Source organism: Metasolibacillus sp. FSL H7-0170, from assembly GCF_038593115.1.
Classification (GTDB): domain Bacteria; phylum Bacillota; class Bacilli; order Bacillales_A; family Planococcaceae; genus Metasolibacillus; species Metasolibacillus fluoroglycofenilyticus.
This window is the reverse complement of record NZ_CP151964.1, coordinates 608,859-624,548: the sequence shown is the minus strand read 5'-3', so window position 1 is coordinate 624,548 and position 15,690 is coordinate 608,859. Positions and strand designations below refer to the sequence as shown.

Annotated in this window: 12 protein-coding genes; 7 read left to right on the top strand and 5 right to left on the bottom strand. The window is 37.9% G+C overall.

Annotation, left to right across the window (positions count from 1 at the left end; genetic code table 11):
• Positions 1-45 precede the first annotated feature (45 nt).
• The 5 genes from ilvC to leuD all read left to right on the top strand — a co-directional run bounded on the left by ilvC (position 46) and on the right by leuD (position 5,833).
• Positions 46-1,059, top strand: coding sequence for a ketol-acid reductoisomerase (gene ilvC, locus MHH70_RS02835; protein WP_107942702.1), 1,014 nt, complete (start codon positions 46-48; stop codon positions 1,057-1,059).
• A complete protein-coding gene (locus MHH70_RS02830) occupies positions 1,059-2,600 on the top strand; it encodes a 2-isopropylmalate synthase (protein WP_342472497.1) in 1,542 nt (513 codons plus the stop codon). Before ilvC ends, MHH70_RS02830 begins: the two co-directional genes overlap by 1 nt.
• Before the next feature lie 106 nt (positions 2,601-2,706).
• Positions 2,707-3,807: a 3-isopropylmalate dehydrogenase gene (gene leuB, locus MHH70_RS02825; RefSeq protein WP_342472496.1), complete on the top strand. Its 1,101-nt coding sequence runs from the start codon at positions 2,707-2,709 to the stop codon at positions 3,805-3,807.
• Between the two features lie 15 nt (positions 3,808-3,822).
• A complete protein-coding gene (gene leuC / locus MHH70_RS02820; RefSeq protein WP_342472495.1) occupies positions 3,823-5,229 on the top strand; it encodes a 3-isopropylmalate dehydratase large subunit in 1,407 nt (468 codons plus the stop codon).
• Positions 5,230-5,242: 13 nt separating this feature from the next.
• Positions 5,243-5,833, top strand: coding sequence for a 3-isopropylmalate dehydratase small subunit (gene leuD / locus MHH70_RS02815; RefSeq protein ID WP_066163205.1), 591 nt, complete (start codon positions 5,243-5,245; stop codon positions 5,831-5,833).
• A 615-nt stretch (positions 5,834-6,448) separates the two neighbouring features.
• On the opposite strand, the gene MHH70_RS02810 is transcribed toward leuD, so the two are convergent.
• The 4 genes from MHH70_RS02810 to asnB form a co-directional block, all read right to left on the bottom strand.
• Positions 6,449-7,213 carry a hypothetical protein gene (locus tag MHH70_RS02810; RefSeq protein WP_342472494.1) on the bottom strand — a complete coding sequence of 255 codons (765 nt, stop codon included), beginning with the start codon at positions 7,211-7,213 and terminating at the stop codon, positions 6,449-6,451.
• Positions 7,214-7,579: 366 nt separating this feature from the next.
• Positions 7,580-7,789 carry an HTH domain-containing protein gene (locus MHH70_RS02805; protein ID WP_342472493.1) on the bottom strand — a complete coding sequence of 70 codons (210 nt, stop codon included), beginning with the start codon at positions 7,787-7,789 and terminating at the stop codon, positions 7,580-7,582.
• Positions 7,790-7,906: 117 nt separating this feature from the next.
• Positions 7,907-8,887 carry a C39 family peptidase gene (locus tag MHH70_RS02800; protein ID WP_342472492.1) on the bottom strand — a complete coding sequence of 327 codons (981 nt, stop codon included), beginning with the start codon at positions 8,885-8,887 and terminating at the stop codon, positions 7,907-7,909.
• A 23-nt stretch (positions 8,888-8,910) separates the two neighbouring features.
• On the bottom strand, positions 8,911-10,737 hold the full coding sequence (asnB, locus tag MHH70_RS02795) for an asparagine synthase (glutamine-hydrolyzing) (RefSeq protein WP_107942707.1): 1,827 nt from the start codon (positions 10,735-10,737) through the stop codon (positions 8,911-8,913).
• A 1,322-nt stretch (positions 10,738-12,059) separates the two neighbouring features.
• Here asnB and MHH70_RS02790 point away from each other — a divergent pair.
• Together MHH70_RS02790 and MHH70_RS02785 are read left to right on the top strand one after the other, a co-directional pair.
• Positions 12,060-12,818 carry a class I SAM-dependent methyltransferase gene (locus tag MHH70_RS02790; protein ID WP_342472491.1) on the top strand — a complete coding sequence of 253 codons (759 nt, stop codon included), beginning with the start codon at positions 12,060-12,062 and terminating at the stop codon, positions 12,816-12,818.
• Between the two features lie 142 nt (positions 12,819-12,960).
• Entirely contained in the window at positions 12,961-14,001 is a 1,041-nt protein-coding gene (locus MHH70_RS02785) for a serine hydrolase domain-containing protein (protein WP_342472490.1), read from the top strand.
• A 262-nt stretch (positions 14,002-14,263) separates the two neighbouring features.
• Here the strand turns inward: MHH70_RS02785 and MHH70_RS02780 are convergent, their stop codons facing one another.
• Positions 14,264-15,649, bottom strand: a complete 1,386-nt coding sequence (locus MHH70_RS02780; RefSeq protein ID WP_342472489.1) for a PLP-dependent aminotransferase family protein — start codon at positions 15,647-15,649, stop codon at positions 14,264-14,266.
• Positions 15,650-15,690: the final 41 nt, after the last annotated feature.

The window sequence follows — 15,690 nt, the reverse complement described above, 5'->3', positions numbered from 1 at the left end:
TAGTTTAGCATATAAAAAACAATTAAATTTCAGGAGGAATTTCCCATGTCAAAAATGTACTATGAACAAAATATCAATGATGCAGTATTAAAAGGTAAAAAAATCGCGATTATCGGCTATGGTTCACAAGGTCATGCGCACGCGTTAAACTTGAAAGAATCGGGATTTGATGTAGTTGTAGGAGTTCGCCCAGGTAAGTCATTTGACCAAGCAAAAGAAGATGGTGTAGCTGTAACATCTGTTGCAGAAGCAGCGAAGGCGGCAGATATTATCCAAATTCTATTACCAGACGAGCGTCAAAAGGCTGTTTATGAAGCAGAAATCGCACCACACTTAACAGCTGGTAAAGCATTAATGTTTGCACATGGCTTTAACATTCACTTTGAGCAAATTACACCGCCAGCGGATGTCGACGTATTTTTAGTAGCTCCAAAGGGCCCAGGTCATTTAGTGCGTCGTCAATATACAGAAGGAGCAGGCGTACCCGGCTTATTTGCAATCCATCAAGATGCGACAGGCCAAGCGAAGGATTTAGCACTTGCCTATGGTAAAGGCATCGGCTCTGCACGTGGTGGTTTACTAGAAACAACATTTGCTGAAGAAACAGTTACTGATTTATTCGGTGAGCAAGCAGTACTTTGTGGTGGGGCAACAGCATTAGTTCAAGCAGGCTTTGAAACGTTAGTTGAAGCAGGTTACCAACCAGAATTAGCTTATTTCGAAACATTGCATGAGCTAAAGCTAATTGTTGACTTAATGTTTGAAGGCGGAATGGAAACAATGCGCTACTCTGTTTCAGATACTGCGGAATGGGGCGATTATGTGAGTGGCCCACGCATTATTACGGATGAAGTAAAAGCAAGCATGAAAGATGTATTAAAAGATATTCAAGACGGTACATTCGCAAAAGATTGGATTAAAGAAAATGAAACAGGTCGTCCACGCTATACAAAATATAAGGAAGCAGGCGCGAATCATCAAATCGAAGAAGTGGGGCGTAAGCTGCGTGCAATGATGCCATTCATTCAAGCAGGTAAAGAGAAGGTAGTGGTGAAATAGTGCGAAAGATTGATATTTTTGATACAACGCTGCGAGACGGAGAGCAGTCAGCGGGTATTAATTTAAACACAGCAGAAAAAATTGAAATCGCGAAGCAACTAGAGCGGTTAGGTGTAACAATTATTGAAGCAGGGTTTCCTGCTTCTTCACCCGGCGATTTTGATGCGGTGCATCGCATTGCTAGCACGGTAAAAAATTCAATTGTAACAGGTTTAGCGCGCTGTGTTCAAAAGGATATTGACGCTACTTGGGAAGCGATTAAAGTAGCGGAACAACCACATATTCACGTATTTTTAGCAACATCGCCTATTCATATGGAATACAAACTGAAAAAATCGCCTGAGCAAGTTGTGGAGCAAGCAGTAGAAGCTGTGAAATATGCGAAGAAGTTTTTCCCGCTCGTCCAATGGTCAGCAGAGGATGGCTTCCGTTCAGAGCGCGACTTCCTTGTGAAAATTATTAACGAGGTTGTTGCAGCAGGAGCAACGACAATTAATGTACCAGATACTGTTGGCTATGCATCGCCACAGGAATATGGTGAACTATTTAAATTTTTACGTGAAAATGTGCGGGGGGCGGACAATGTAAAGTTTTCTGCACATTGTCATGATGATTTAGGCATGGCAACCGCAAACTCGATTGCAGCAATTCAAAACGGTGCAGACCAAGTGGAGTGTACAATAAACGGTATCGGAGAACGAGCTGGTAACGCATCGCTTGAGGAAATAGGCGTAGCGTTACATATTCGCAAAGATATTTATCCATTTGAAACAGGCTTAAACTTAAAGGAAATTAAACGAACATCACAAATGGTGAGCCGTTTAACAGGTGTCGTTATCCAGCCAAATAAAGCGGTAGTTGGTCGCAATGCTTTCGCGCATGAATCGGGCATTCACCAAGATGGCGTGCTGAAAAACCCTGAAACCTATGAAATCATTTCACCTGCATTAATCGGTGAGGATGAAGTGCCATTAGTATTAGGGAAGCATTCGGGACGTGCAGCCTTCCGCGACCGTGCAGTGAAAATGGGCTATGAGCTATCGGACGAAAAGCTAAACAAAGCATTTGCTGAGTTCAAAAAATTAGCGGACCGTAAAAAAGAGGTTACAGAAGAGGATTTAGTTACTTTATTAACAGAGCAGCAAGTTTTAGTGGAGGATGTTCCGTTATATGTGTTGAAAAGTGTACAAGTGCAATACGGAACAGAAAATATTCCAACTGCAACTGTTGTTGTTGCTACACCAAATGGCGACCTTGCAACAGGCGCTTCAACTGGCTCCGGCTCGGTCGAAGCAATTTTCAACACATTAGAGCAATTAGTAGGTGGCACAGTCAATGTTTTAGATTATCGTGTTACATCTGTTGGCAAAGGGCGCGATGCTCTAGGGGAGGCAGTCATTAATTTACGCTATCACGGCTATACAACAACTGGGCGCGATGCTGCTCAGGATGTTTTAGAAGCATCTGCAAAGGCCTACTTAAATGCAATTAATCGACAATTGATTCAGCAAAGTATTCGCGCACACCAATCGACCGTGTAACAAATGCCATGGGGATGCATTTGTAGGAACACGGGTTTGACAAACCATCCCCATGTAACTTCAAAGAATAACGCGACGATATACGCGAGAAGGATAGGTGTTTTTTATGGAAAAGAAAATTACGGTATTACCTGGAGACGGCATTGGACCTGAAGTAATTGCTTCAGCAGTTCGAGTATTACAAGTGATTGGCAAGCGTTTCAATCATACATTTCATTTAGGCTACGGCGCAATTGGTGGTGCAGCAATTGATCAGTTTAATAACCCACTGCCAAATGAAACAATTTTAATGTGCGAGCAAAGCGACGCAATTTTATTAGGTGCAGTCGGTGGACCGAAATGGGATAATAATCCACCACATTTACGACCAGAAAAAGGCCTGCTACAAATTCGTAAGCATTTCGACTTATTCGCTAACCTCCGTCCAGTGAAGGCGTTCCCTAGTTTACTAGCTTCTTCTCCATTAAAGCGTGAGGTTGCGGAAAATGTTGATTTAATGATTGTACGGGAGCTAACTGGCGGCATTTATTTCGGTGAACCACGTAAAAAAACAGAGCTAGCTGCTGTTGATACATGCGTGTATTCACGTGAGGAAATTGAACGTATTGTGGAGAATGCGTTTGAGCTAGCGAGATTGCGTCGAGGTAAGCTTTGCTCTGTAGATAAAGCGAATGTATTAGATACTTCACGTTTATGGCGTGAAATTGTAGAAGAAAAGAAGAAAAATTACCCTGATGTGCAAGTGGAGCACAATTTAGTCGACTCCGTAGCGATGAAGCTTATTACAAATCCAAGTCAATATGATGTTGTTGTAACAGAAAATATGTTCGGTGATATTTTAAGCGATGAAGCGTCTGTTATTACAGGTTCTTTAGGTGTATTACCATCCGCTTCGATTCGCGGTGATAATTTTGGTTTATATGAGCCTGTACACGGCTCTGCACCAGAAATTGCAGGGCAAGGAATTGCTAATCCAGCGGCAACTATTTTATCTGTTGCGATGATGCTGCAATATTCTTTCGGCTTAAAAGAAGAGGCTGCAGAAATTGAGCGTGCGGTAAGTGCCGTGTTTGATGACGGTTATTTCACAGCTGATTTAGCACAGGATGGTACACGCGTTTTATCTACAGATGAATGGACAGATAAAGTGATTAATGAAATTGATACGAGCTTCGTGTCAGAAAGCATTATGATTTCGTATATTTAAGGATTGGTGACTACAATGGCAAAAAATATTATTGAAAAAATTTGGGAATCACATATCGTACATCGTGAAGAAGGCAAGCCTGATTTACTTTATATTGATTTACATTTAATTCATGAAGTAACAAGCCCGCAGGCATTTGAAGGGCTACGTTTAAATAATCGTCAAGTGCGTCGTACAGATCTATGTTTCGCAACGATGGATCACAATGTACCAACGAAAAATTTGTCGACGATTAACGACCCTATTGCAAAAAAGCAGATTACCACACTAGCGGATAATGCGAAGGAATTTGGTGTACAGCTTGCAGATATGGGGCATCCAGATCAAGGGATTGTCCATGTAATTGGGCCTGAGCTAGGCTTAACACAGCCAGGCAAAACAATTGTTTGTGGAGACTCGCATACATCTACCCATGGAGCATTTGGTGCAATCGCCTTTGGTATAGGGACATCGGAGGTAGAGCATGTCTTGTCGACGCAAACACTGTGGCAGACGAAGCCACCAACAATGGAAATTCGCGTGACAGGTGAGCTTGGTGCTGGTGTAACCGCAAAGGACATTATTTTAGCGATTATTGCGAAATGGGGAATTGGTGTAGGAACAGGGCATATCGTGGAATACACTGGTGAGGCGATTCGCGCATTATCAATGGAAGAGCGCATGACGATTTGTAATATGTCGATTGAAGCCGGTGCAAAAGCGGGCTTAATTTCACCCGATGAAAAGACAGTTGAGTTTTTACGCGGACGTCGCTTTGCACCACAAAAGCAATTTGAGGAGGCAGCAGCCTATTGGCTAAGCCTCGCATCAGATGCGAATTGTAGCTATGATGTTGTATTGGAAATTGATGCGAATGAAATTGAGCCTGTTGTCACTTGGGGAACGAATCCAGCAATGGGAACAGGGGTATCAAAAACTGTACCAACAACTGCTGACTACGCGAGCGAATCCGATAAACAGGCGCTGAAAAAAGCGCTTGCTTATATGGGCTTAGAGGAAGGTCAGCCAATTACATCTATTGCCATCCAGCATGTCTTTATCGGCTCTTGTACGAACTCCCGTCTATCGGACTTACGTGCAGCAGCAAGTATTGTCCAAGGCAATAAGCTTCATCCGAATGTAAAGGGTATTGTCGTTCCAGGCTCCCATTCAACGAAAAAGGCAGCAGAAGCAGAGGGACTGGATAAAATATTCACAGCGGCTGGCTTTGAATGGCGTGAATCAGGTTGCTCCGCATGCTTGGGCATGAATGAAGATATTATTCCGTTTGGCGAGCGCTGTGCTTCTACCTCAAACCGTAACTTTGAAGGGCGTCAAGGCACCGGGGCGCGCACCCATTTAGTAAGCCCTGCAATGGCAGCGGCAGCAGGCATTTATGGACATTTCGTAGATGTGCGACAACTAGAGAAGCAAGAAGCGTAGGGGAGAGAAGACGATGGAACCAATTAATATTGTGAAAAGCGTATATGCACCGCTTGATCGAAAAAATGTAGATACAGACCAAATTATTTCAAAGGAATTTTTAAAGCGCATCGAGCGCACAGGCTTTGGCCAATTTTTGTTTTACCATTGGCGCTTTGACAATGAGGGCAATGAAATAGCCGATTTTGTGTTAAATAAAGCACAATACAAGGATGCAGAAATTTTAGTTGCGCAGGACAACTTCGGCTGTGGTTCCTCACGTGAGCACGCACCTTGGGCAATTTTAGATTATGGTTTCCGTGTTGTCATAGCACCAAGTTTTGCAGATATTTTCCATAATAACTGCTTTAAAAACGGCATTTTACCAATTAAATTAACGGAAGCAGAATGCGATGAGCTACTAGCGCAAGGCTTGCAAGAGGCACAGTCAATCGAAGTGAATTTAGAGGCACAAACTGTCACGACACCTTCAAAAGTATATCGCTTCAATATTGACCCTTACTACAAAGAAATGCTATTAAATGGCTGGGATGAAATTGCTTTAACATTTAAGTATGAAGATGCAATTGCAGCCTATGAAGCGAAGCGTGTTGTGTTTGAATAAAAGAAAACCTGAAATGATATGAGCTTGATGGTAACGTCAAGCTCATTTTTTTGTGGATAAAAGAGGAGAGCAAAAATATAATAGCATCAAGAATATTGAATTGATATAATTTAGCGAAAGATAGTTGGAGGTAGTGTCAATATTTTCATATCAATGAATTTATATAGCATCTTTATTGGAATACATATTCATATGAACAGAACAATGATACCTCTTTTGAAAGATAGGTCGTATCTGGCGTTTTATATGCGTTGTTTGATTATAAATTCACATAAAAAATCCTTTATATTGGTTTGTGATAGAAAATTATCCCAATCCATTATAAAGGACAAATCGTATGGATAAATGTAGATGGAAACCAAAAAACATTTATTTACGAAAAAAATTAATAATTAAAATTATCAAACCTGCTATACCAATGAGTACTGCCATAAAACTATAATCTAAAGACATGAGTGAGATATAGAACAGCCCAATTATACCTAGTAAAATTGGATTTTTTAAGACCTTTTGCTCTTTATTTCTTTCACGATATGCATATATAAATAGTAATAAAGAAGAGAGCAACAAGGGTAGGTATTTTAAATCCAAGAACTTCACCCCACTTTTTATAAATTAGTATGGTTTACTACTAAACCACCAATTACCGATTTGTGCACTTTGGTATGACCATTGGGGTGAAGTATAATTACCAACACGGAAGCGTGCTGTCATTTTGGCATCTTGATAACGATAAGCAATTTGATTGGAACCATATCCAGTTGGAATAGGACTAGTAGTTCTATATATCGAGTAAGACCATACGACATCGGCTAAATCACCAATTAAAGTTGTAGTAAGAGATAGCCCATAACTTGCAGCCGCAGTTTTTGCAGTTGCTAAAATTGCTGGAGCAGTTATACCCAGTTGCGATAAAATTGCTATTCCTACAATTATTATAGCAGCAAGATAGACGGCAGCTTTTGCTATATCACCAGCTAAATCTTTAGCAGTTGTTGTAATTGTTGTAACTTTTACTGGAGTATATGCAGAAAAAGAAGTTACAGCGGATATATCGTTGTGATGTTCAATTTCAGTTTCAGCTACAACACCTAGACTTTCTCCATTTAGTGTCAACTCATAAGTATCCGTATTAATTACATATGTTAAACCTTCAGAAATTATTTCAATTTCATTATCAGATAGAACATTAAAATCAATTACTTCACCAGTTTCATTAAAAATCGCTTCTTTTTGGCTGTTTAGTATTGCTTCGAGATCAGGTTCGCTATAAGCTGCTTGCATCGTACTAGCGGAAACATTTTTTGCAAATGGCAAAGAAGCAAATACTAAAATACAAGAAGTGAATACAAATAAAAATTTCAACATTTTCTTTTTCAAAAAAACCACTCCTTAATTTTACTTTTTTTACTTGTGTTACATATATAAGAGTATATTACTTTAATATAAATGTAAATACATTTTTGGTTTTTTTATACTTTTTTAGTATAATATTACTATAATTGAATATTGCGCCATATTCATTTCGAGAGTTATTAGAGGTGTTTTTGTAAGTAAATAGTGAGAGACAATAATCGAAATAAAGATTTTAAGTGTTTGTATTTCGTATATGCGAAATGTAGTAGTATGATTTTGGTAGGCTTTACTTGGAATCTCTATAGGCATAATTCGCAAACAAAAGACATTATATCAGCCGGCATTGAGGTGTTTTTCTTGAAGAGAGATAGTGCCAAGTGGTTCGTTGGCTCAGTTAACAATTGTCTTAGAATTGGTTAGTTCTACATTTAGACCCGCCTCTTGGAAAATTTCTATTGGCAATTTTCCTTTGTCATTTTCAGCGATGAAATGATGTTTGAATTCATCTGTACACGTAATTGTTTTCTCGCTAACTGCTTGTACATTTGGATTATGTTTTAGCTGTTTCTGTTCTTCTTTAGTAAATAATTTTTTTGTCATCTCTCATCCGCTCCAACATCTTTTTTTCATTATAAAGAAAAATACCCTATACGATAGTCTTTTTTCAAAGTGTCTATCGTATAGGGTACATTTTAGAAAAGAAGTGGCTTCTTTTTATTATTGAATCACAACCGCATGCGCCCCAAGTGCCTCATAGCTTGAAAAGAAGACATTTATATCAATCGTTTCATAGCCGTAGAGCGGATTCATAATTGTCACGCTATTATGGTCATAGCCTGTTAAAACGACAGCGTGTAAATTGCTGTAAATAGGGTGCTTTTCACCTGTTTCTTCAACAATCCAAAAGCGATTTGTTCGCGGTGGTTGCCAATCAATTGTAACCCATGTTAAAACAGGGTAGCCTTGATCTATAAGCGCTAAAACTTCCTTTTTCGTGGCATTAGTAATATTCGCCGCACGTAAATTGGAGGATTGCTCAGCTAATACAATATTAGCTGCTTCTGCAATAGGATTTGCAAAGACATAAAAGCCATCTGTTGCACTAGCTGGGTTACCAGCATATGCAAGCTCTGGGTCGGGTCCGTATCTTATACCATCGCGAATTTCTGTAATTTCTCTTGGCAAGTATTCACGCTTCATCGTCATTTTATCTTTTTCGACACCGAAATAATTGAGCATAGCCGTTAAAGAGGTGATTTCACAGCCATTTGGCAGCTCTGGATTTTGGAACACGGTTGGAACTGCTAAGCCTACCTCAGAATGCGGATAAAATGTTTCGATAATAAGATTAGGTTTACTTTTATCAAAAGTAAAAGCTCGACGTGACTGTTCGCGCCCATTGGGATGATAAACGACAGCCTCAAAGCGTTCATGCTCCTGTAGCTGCTCAAAAGCAGCAACTCCATCTGTAGATGCTACAGTACGCGCAATTTCTTCACCAGTTGACTCACTTTCTATCGCAACTATCACTTCAGGAACAGCTACACGACTATAAAATTCTACCGTATAAACAACTAACTCATCAGAAAAATTTGCTGCCTCATGATTTTTTACAGCTCTAAATAGAGGTTCGGCATTTTGGCAGCTAGCAAGGATGACTAGAGCGAAAAGTAACATCACTAATAATAATCGTTTCAATTCGTAGTCATCCTTTCAAAAGATTATTGCTTTACAAAATATTCGTTATACCAAACAAGGAACATATAAATCGACCAAATTTTGCGCTGGCTATTCGTTGTACCTGTTACATGGGAGTCAAGTAGCGCTAAAATTTTATCACGGTTGAAAAATTGTGCTGCTTCTTCACTGCTAAATAGCGCTCGCACTTGTGCTACATATTTTTCGTCGCGCAGCCAATGGCGAATTGGCACAGGGAAACCGATTTTTTTACGGTTCGCCCATTCTTCAGGTAGCGCCTCACGTGCCGCTTGACGGAATGCATATTTTGTATTTTCTTCATTCACGCGGTAGCGTGTTGGTACAGATGCCGCGACATCCATCATTTCACGGTCAAGAAGCGGTACACGCAGTTCAATTGAATGAGCCATTGCCATTTTATCTGCTTTTAATAAAATATCATCTACTAACCATAAATTTAAGTCTAAAAGCTGCTTTTTCGTTACATCATCATGACCTTGGAACTTTTTGTAGTAAGGACCTACGATATCTGCCACAGAAGGAGCCTTATTAAAGTCAGATGTTAAAATCGCTGTAGATTCGTACTCTTCAAAAATACGAGCTTGACCGATAAATGTTTGCTCAACTGGAAGCTTAGCACGTCTTGCCAAACCACCAATTTTGCTATTTGGCATAATCGTTCCCGCAATATTGGCTAAAGCGCGGATTGGGGAAGGCAGGCTTTTAAACTTCTTCATATTCGGTGTGTCCGTATATTCATCATAGCCACCGAATAATTCATCAGCGCCTTCACCAGAAAGAACGACTGTTACATGCTTGCTCGCGAGACGTGCTAAATAGTAAAGAGGAACAATCGATGGATTTGAATGCGGCTCATCCATCATATATTGAATTTTTCCTAAATCCGCAAAGCATTCATCGGAGTTTAAAATTTCATTAACATTTTCAATGCCGAGCTCCTTTGAAAGCTGCACGGCATTGTCAATTTCAGAGAAATTTTCAGCGCTAAAGCCTACCGTAAATGTTTTATCTGGGCGAAGGACACTTGCTACGTAGCTAGAGTCAACACCACTTGATAAAAATGAGCCTACTTTTACATCGGCAATCGTATGTGCCGCCACAGATTCACGGACAGCATCATCAATATCCTCAATAATTTTTTCGAGCGGACGCTCTTCGGGAGCATATGTTGGCTCCCAGTAACGCTCAATTGTTAAATGACCATTTTCATACGTCATATGATGTGCTGCAGGCAATTTAAAAATGCCTTTAAAAAATGTTTCATTTAATACAGGGTATTGAAATGTTAAATAAGGCTTTAATGCTTCCTTATTTAGCTCCTTCACAAAATGCGGATGCGGTAAAAAGCTTTTAATTTCCGACCCGAAAAATAGCGTACCATTCATTTGTCCGTAATAGAATGGCTTAATGCCAAAATGGTCGCGTGCCGCAAATAATTTTTGGTTTTCACGATCCCAAATGATGAAGGCAAACATCCCACGTAGCTTTTGCACAAGCTTTGAACCATATTCCTCATAGCCATGGAGTAAAATTTCGCTATCCGTTTGGGTTTTAAACACATGTCCCTTAGCAATTAAATCTTCACGAATCATTTGGTAATTATAAATTTCCCCATTAAAAATTAAAACGAGTGACTCGTCCTCATTAAATAAAGGCTGTGAGCCATGCTCTAAATCGATAATGCTTAGACGGCGAAAGCCAAGGTGAGCTATGCCTTCATTAAATTGACCACCGCTATCAGGACCGCGATGGATAATTTGATTCATCATATTTTCTAAAACGGCTGAGGCTCCTTCAACCTCACCGATAAATCCAGTAAATCCACACATAAATACTAATTCTCCCTTAATGTTTATTGTTGTCAGTCATCGTATATTGCAAGCCGTATCGTTTCAAACAAATTTTCGCAATCTATAAAAATAATCGTTCCAAGTTAATTTTGAAATTTTATAGTTTAATCAATTTTTTATTTTTAAAAGCTTACTTTAAGTATTATGCCTAAAAACTATGCTATTGGTCAACTGCTTGATATGTAAGGGTTTTATTATGCATTAGTCCCACTTTCCATTTAGAACAAGTGTGAAAGCATTTACAATGGCATCTTTAGTTTTTTAGTACCGTGTGAATCATTTCAGATGTATTACCTAATCGCTCTGCAGTAGCTTTCTCTAGAAAGCTATTATTCATTAGTATTGTTGCGTGAGTATTTCTTAACTAATGAATTATACAGTAAAGTATTGGCTCTCGGGAAAATAGAGAGGAGTTGTCCGAAAAGTCCATTTTGTTTTGACACCGTATTGAAATCAATGTTTTCATCGCTTCCCTTTTACTGAAGCATAACGCTGCTAAAGCCAATGTTCATCCCATTTTTAAAAGAGGCGTTCTCTGCTTATATGAATCAACATTTTACGAAACATCATCGCTACTGTCCAAAATGCCGGCTATGTACTGCTTTTTGGACAGCCCTATGCTTTTTATTTTTTTGTGAAATAACAATATACTTTTGGATTCTTATTTGATTTAAAAATCTTCATTTTCCCATTTTTTCTTTCAAGCTTGGTGCTATGTAATAGGAAAAAAATAGTTTTATGAAGTTTGGCAACAACCATTTTAGATATGTTGTTACTTAGTATTATAGATAAAAGAGCGCGTATAAGAAATGGTTTTCTTATAACAAGTAGGAATTAGAAGATTTAATGACAATGTTAAATCGTTGAGATAAAGCTAAAAAGTTTTTATCAGAAAAATTACTTAGAAAATATATCTAGATATGCTAAAGCTCATCTTGTTGTTGATGCCAACTTTGTAGTCTGCAATATCCTCGAAACACTGCCATGGCTAAGAAATCAACTTGCGCTAGTGTTCCATATACCTTTTCAAACCAAATCCACGGAAATAAAGTTATTTAATTTTAAATGCTTCCTTTTAAATTAACGGGGCAGGTTAATTCAATAAGATATTTATGGATTTAATACACATTGAAATATTTGGATGAATCCTAAAAAAGTGTATAATATAATAATAATCTATAGAAAGTGAGTGATTTAATATGATAGTCAGCTCTTTACCTACATCAAAAAACAAACTTGAGGTGCGGAAGCTTTAATAATCTCAATAAAATTCTTCCGCATATACTATTGGAGGAAATGAAATGTTTAGTTATTATGGTGCATTAAGTACGGAAGTATATGATTTTACCAAACCTGTGGGGTATTCAATTGGCGGTGACATTGAATATTATCTTGAAAGATTAAAAGGAACGAAAGGGAAAATACTTGAAGCTGCTGTCGGTTCAGGCCGATTCTTAATTCCCCTACTTGAAAATGGATTTATTGTTGATGGTATTGACTATTCAACTGAAATGTTAGATTCTTGTCGAAAACGATGCAAAGAAAGAGGCTTAAATCCGAAGCTATATGAAGAGAACTTACGTAGTTTTTCTTTGGAATCAAAATATGAGGCGATCGTTATACCTACTGGCTCCTTTTGTTTAATCGACAATTTTACGGATGCTAAAGACGCTCTGAAATGCTTTTATAATCATCTAATGCCCGAAGGACGTCTAATAGTTGATTTGCTATTACCGAGTAATTGGCGTACAGAAGAAATTACTACTGCAACCTTTCCTCTTTCTAATGAAGAAGGCATTACATTAGAAAGCAAGTCAATTGAAATCAACTGGATTGACCAATATACCTTATCTTATTTAAAATACGAAAAATGGAGAGATGGTAAGCTCGTAGACACAGAATTACAGAAGTTTGCAATGAGATGGTATGGAATCGAAGAATTCAAACTGATTTTAGAAAGCATTGGTTTTTCTGATATTACTTGTTCTGCCGATTATTCTTTCAAAAGGCAACCATCAAAAGATTGCCAACTCATTACATTTGAGGCTGTACGAAAATAATCTAATCGTACATTTCTGAAATGGGATGTTTGCAAAAGAACTGAGCGTTATTTTTTCGCTCTGTGAACTAGATGAGAATAATAAAATGAGGGACTCACCAAAGATGATGAGTCCCTTTTAATATTCTAAGGAGAGTGAAAAATTGATTTTAAAGAACGTGAATGATTACACAAACTTATTTGAAGATGTACGTACTCATGTGATGGAAAGTGCTGAAAAGTTGGGTGCTAGCGGTGGTGCTCTATTTATTATCCAGAACGATAAAATCGCAAAAGAATCTTATTTTGGTAAGCAGTCTAATGCAAAACTTGCTCGAGATGTTCAAGTAGACACTCAATTCCATATTGCATCTGTAAGAAAAGCTTATATTGGTTTTGCTGCGGCTTATGCTATATACAATGGTTACTTTTCCATGGATGATACAGTTCAGCAGTTTGTTGAAGATTCGAATTTAGCTGCATATGAGGGGGTAACTATTCGTCACTTATTAACCCATACACATGGATTAAAAATTGTTGACGGCAATAAACTAGTAAGTGAATATAAACCTGGTGAATCATGGGCATATAGAGGTCCAAGCATTGATTTATTGACAATGATTATCCGAAAAACAACGGGACAGTCTGTTGCTGAAATTATTAAATCACAGGTTATTGAACCACTAGGCTTTCAATCAACAGAATGGATTAAGATGAGTAAGCCTCATTCAAAAATTGCAAACGCTATTCGAGATGCAGATAACCCATTTTGGACGAAGACGGATGTAGTAGATGGTTCTGGAATGAATATGTATGTGTCTGCACAGGAGCTTGCTTTATGGGGTTACATTCATTTAACAGAAGGGAAATGGGGAGGAAAACAGATTATTCCTAGAGAAATCATTCAAATGGCTACATCCATTCAAACTCCCAACCTAACACTTCCTATTCAGAAGAATGGATTTTTATGGTTTGTAAAAGACACAAACCATAGTTTTAACCAAATAGGCGATACAGTTCCACAAGGTTCCTATCAATTATTTGGCTACACCAATGTAGCTTTGCTCGTCATTCCAGAGGAAAACGTAGTAGCAGTAAGAATGCTCAACCGTTACGGCTCACCTAAAGGATACGATTATTTAAGCGACATTCGGTCTTTTGGAGATACTGTTTATAAATGTTCTATAAAATTAACAATGCAATAGCATTATAATTAAAAGGTGTTGCAGAGATACTCAAATGCATATGAAATTCCACAAAGAGGAACGATTGCTAAGCAACACCATTACGAAATAATTCAACTTTTTTTGTAAAAGCAAAACTAAGATTTGCTGAGAAAGAATCCATTTTGATTAATCTTTTTTTCAAGCTGTATTCTTTCTGTTTATTGTTAAATACTAGATTGTAGGATTTTTTTAATCAAACTTTAGCATAAGTAATTATCGAAATATTCGGATTTCATAATGGTTAAGTCCAAGCTTCTTTTAAAAGCCGAATACCTAACTGAATTTCTTCACACGAGAGATTGCTAAATCCAAGCTTTATAGCTGGTTCAACTATATGATTTTGTACTGAATAAATGGAAGTAGGATACACTTTCACCCCTAGTAAAGATGCGCGGTTAATTAAACATTCTTCAGTAAGGTTTAAGTGTATTTTCACTAATACAAACAAACCAGATTGCTCTCCTATAATTGAAATCGTATCTTTGAAATGTTTTCTTAATTCCGTAGTAATGCATTGCATTTTTCGCTTATAAACGAGGCGCATTCGCTTAATATGTCGATTCCATTCACCTTCCTGCATAAAATTAGCCATCGCAAGTTGGTGTAGAAGGGAGGCAGTGCATTCGAAAGCTGACCACTGTTTTTTATAGTTCGATAGCAGCATTTCTGGAAGTACCATATAACTAATACGTATTCCAGGAAGAAATGATTTAGAAAAATTACCTAAATAAATAACTCTTGTTGAGTCAATAGAGGCAAGAGCCGGAAATGGTTGCTGCGTATAGCGAAATTCACTATCATAATCATCCTCTATTACATAACCTTCTCTACTATTAGCCCACTGGATGAGCTCTAACCTTTCCTTTATCGACATACTAACACCAAGAGGGCTTTGATGGGAGGGAGTAACATAAATGAGGTGAGACAACAGTTCATTTAATTTTGAGAAATCGACACCTGATTTAAAGACGGGGATTGTTTCAATGGACAAATTATGGAATTTAAAAGCTTCTCTTGCACCATCATAGCCTGGGTCTTCAACAATAATACTAGAAAATTCCCTTTTTAAAATTTCGATGAGATTGATTAACATTTGTTGTGTTCCACTACCAATAATTATCGAATCAACACTTGTCCTCACACCACGAGATTGAAATAAATAGGTGGCAATTTGTTCACGTAAACAATGTTCACCAAAAGGGTTTCCATAATAATAGCTTTGCTGTGTATATAAAACTTGATTCGTCATTCTTCGCCAAATTTTCAGGGGGAAATGCTGTTGGTCTACTGTTCCCGCACGAAAATCAATCAGAATATGTTTACTTTCTTTTAATTCAAGCTCTTTATTATTGATGTTCATCAAATTATTTTGAAACAAAGATGAATCTACTTTATTTACAAAATACCCTTTGCGACCTTCGCTGCGAATATAGCCTTCAGCCATAAGCTGTTCATAGGCTGTAAGTGTAGTATTCCTACTTACTGAAAGTGAATTTGCGAGTTCACGAATAGAAGGTAGCTGGTCATTAATTGAAATGTCACCATTCTCAATATACAACTTGAACTGCTCATAAATTTGTTTATATTTAGGTGAAGTATTATTAAAGATAAATATAGTATTTTTCATTTATATAATAACCCCTGACATGCATATTTGTTTATAATTGT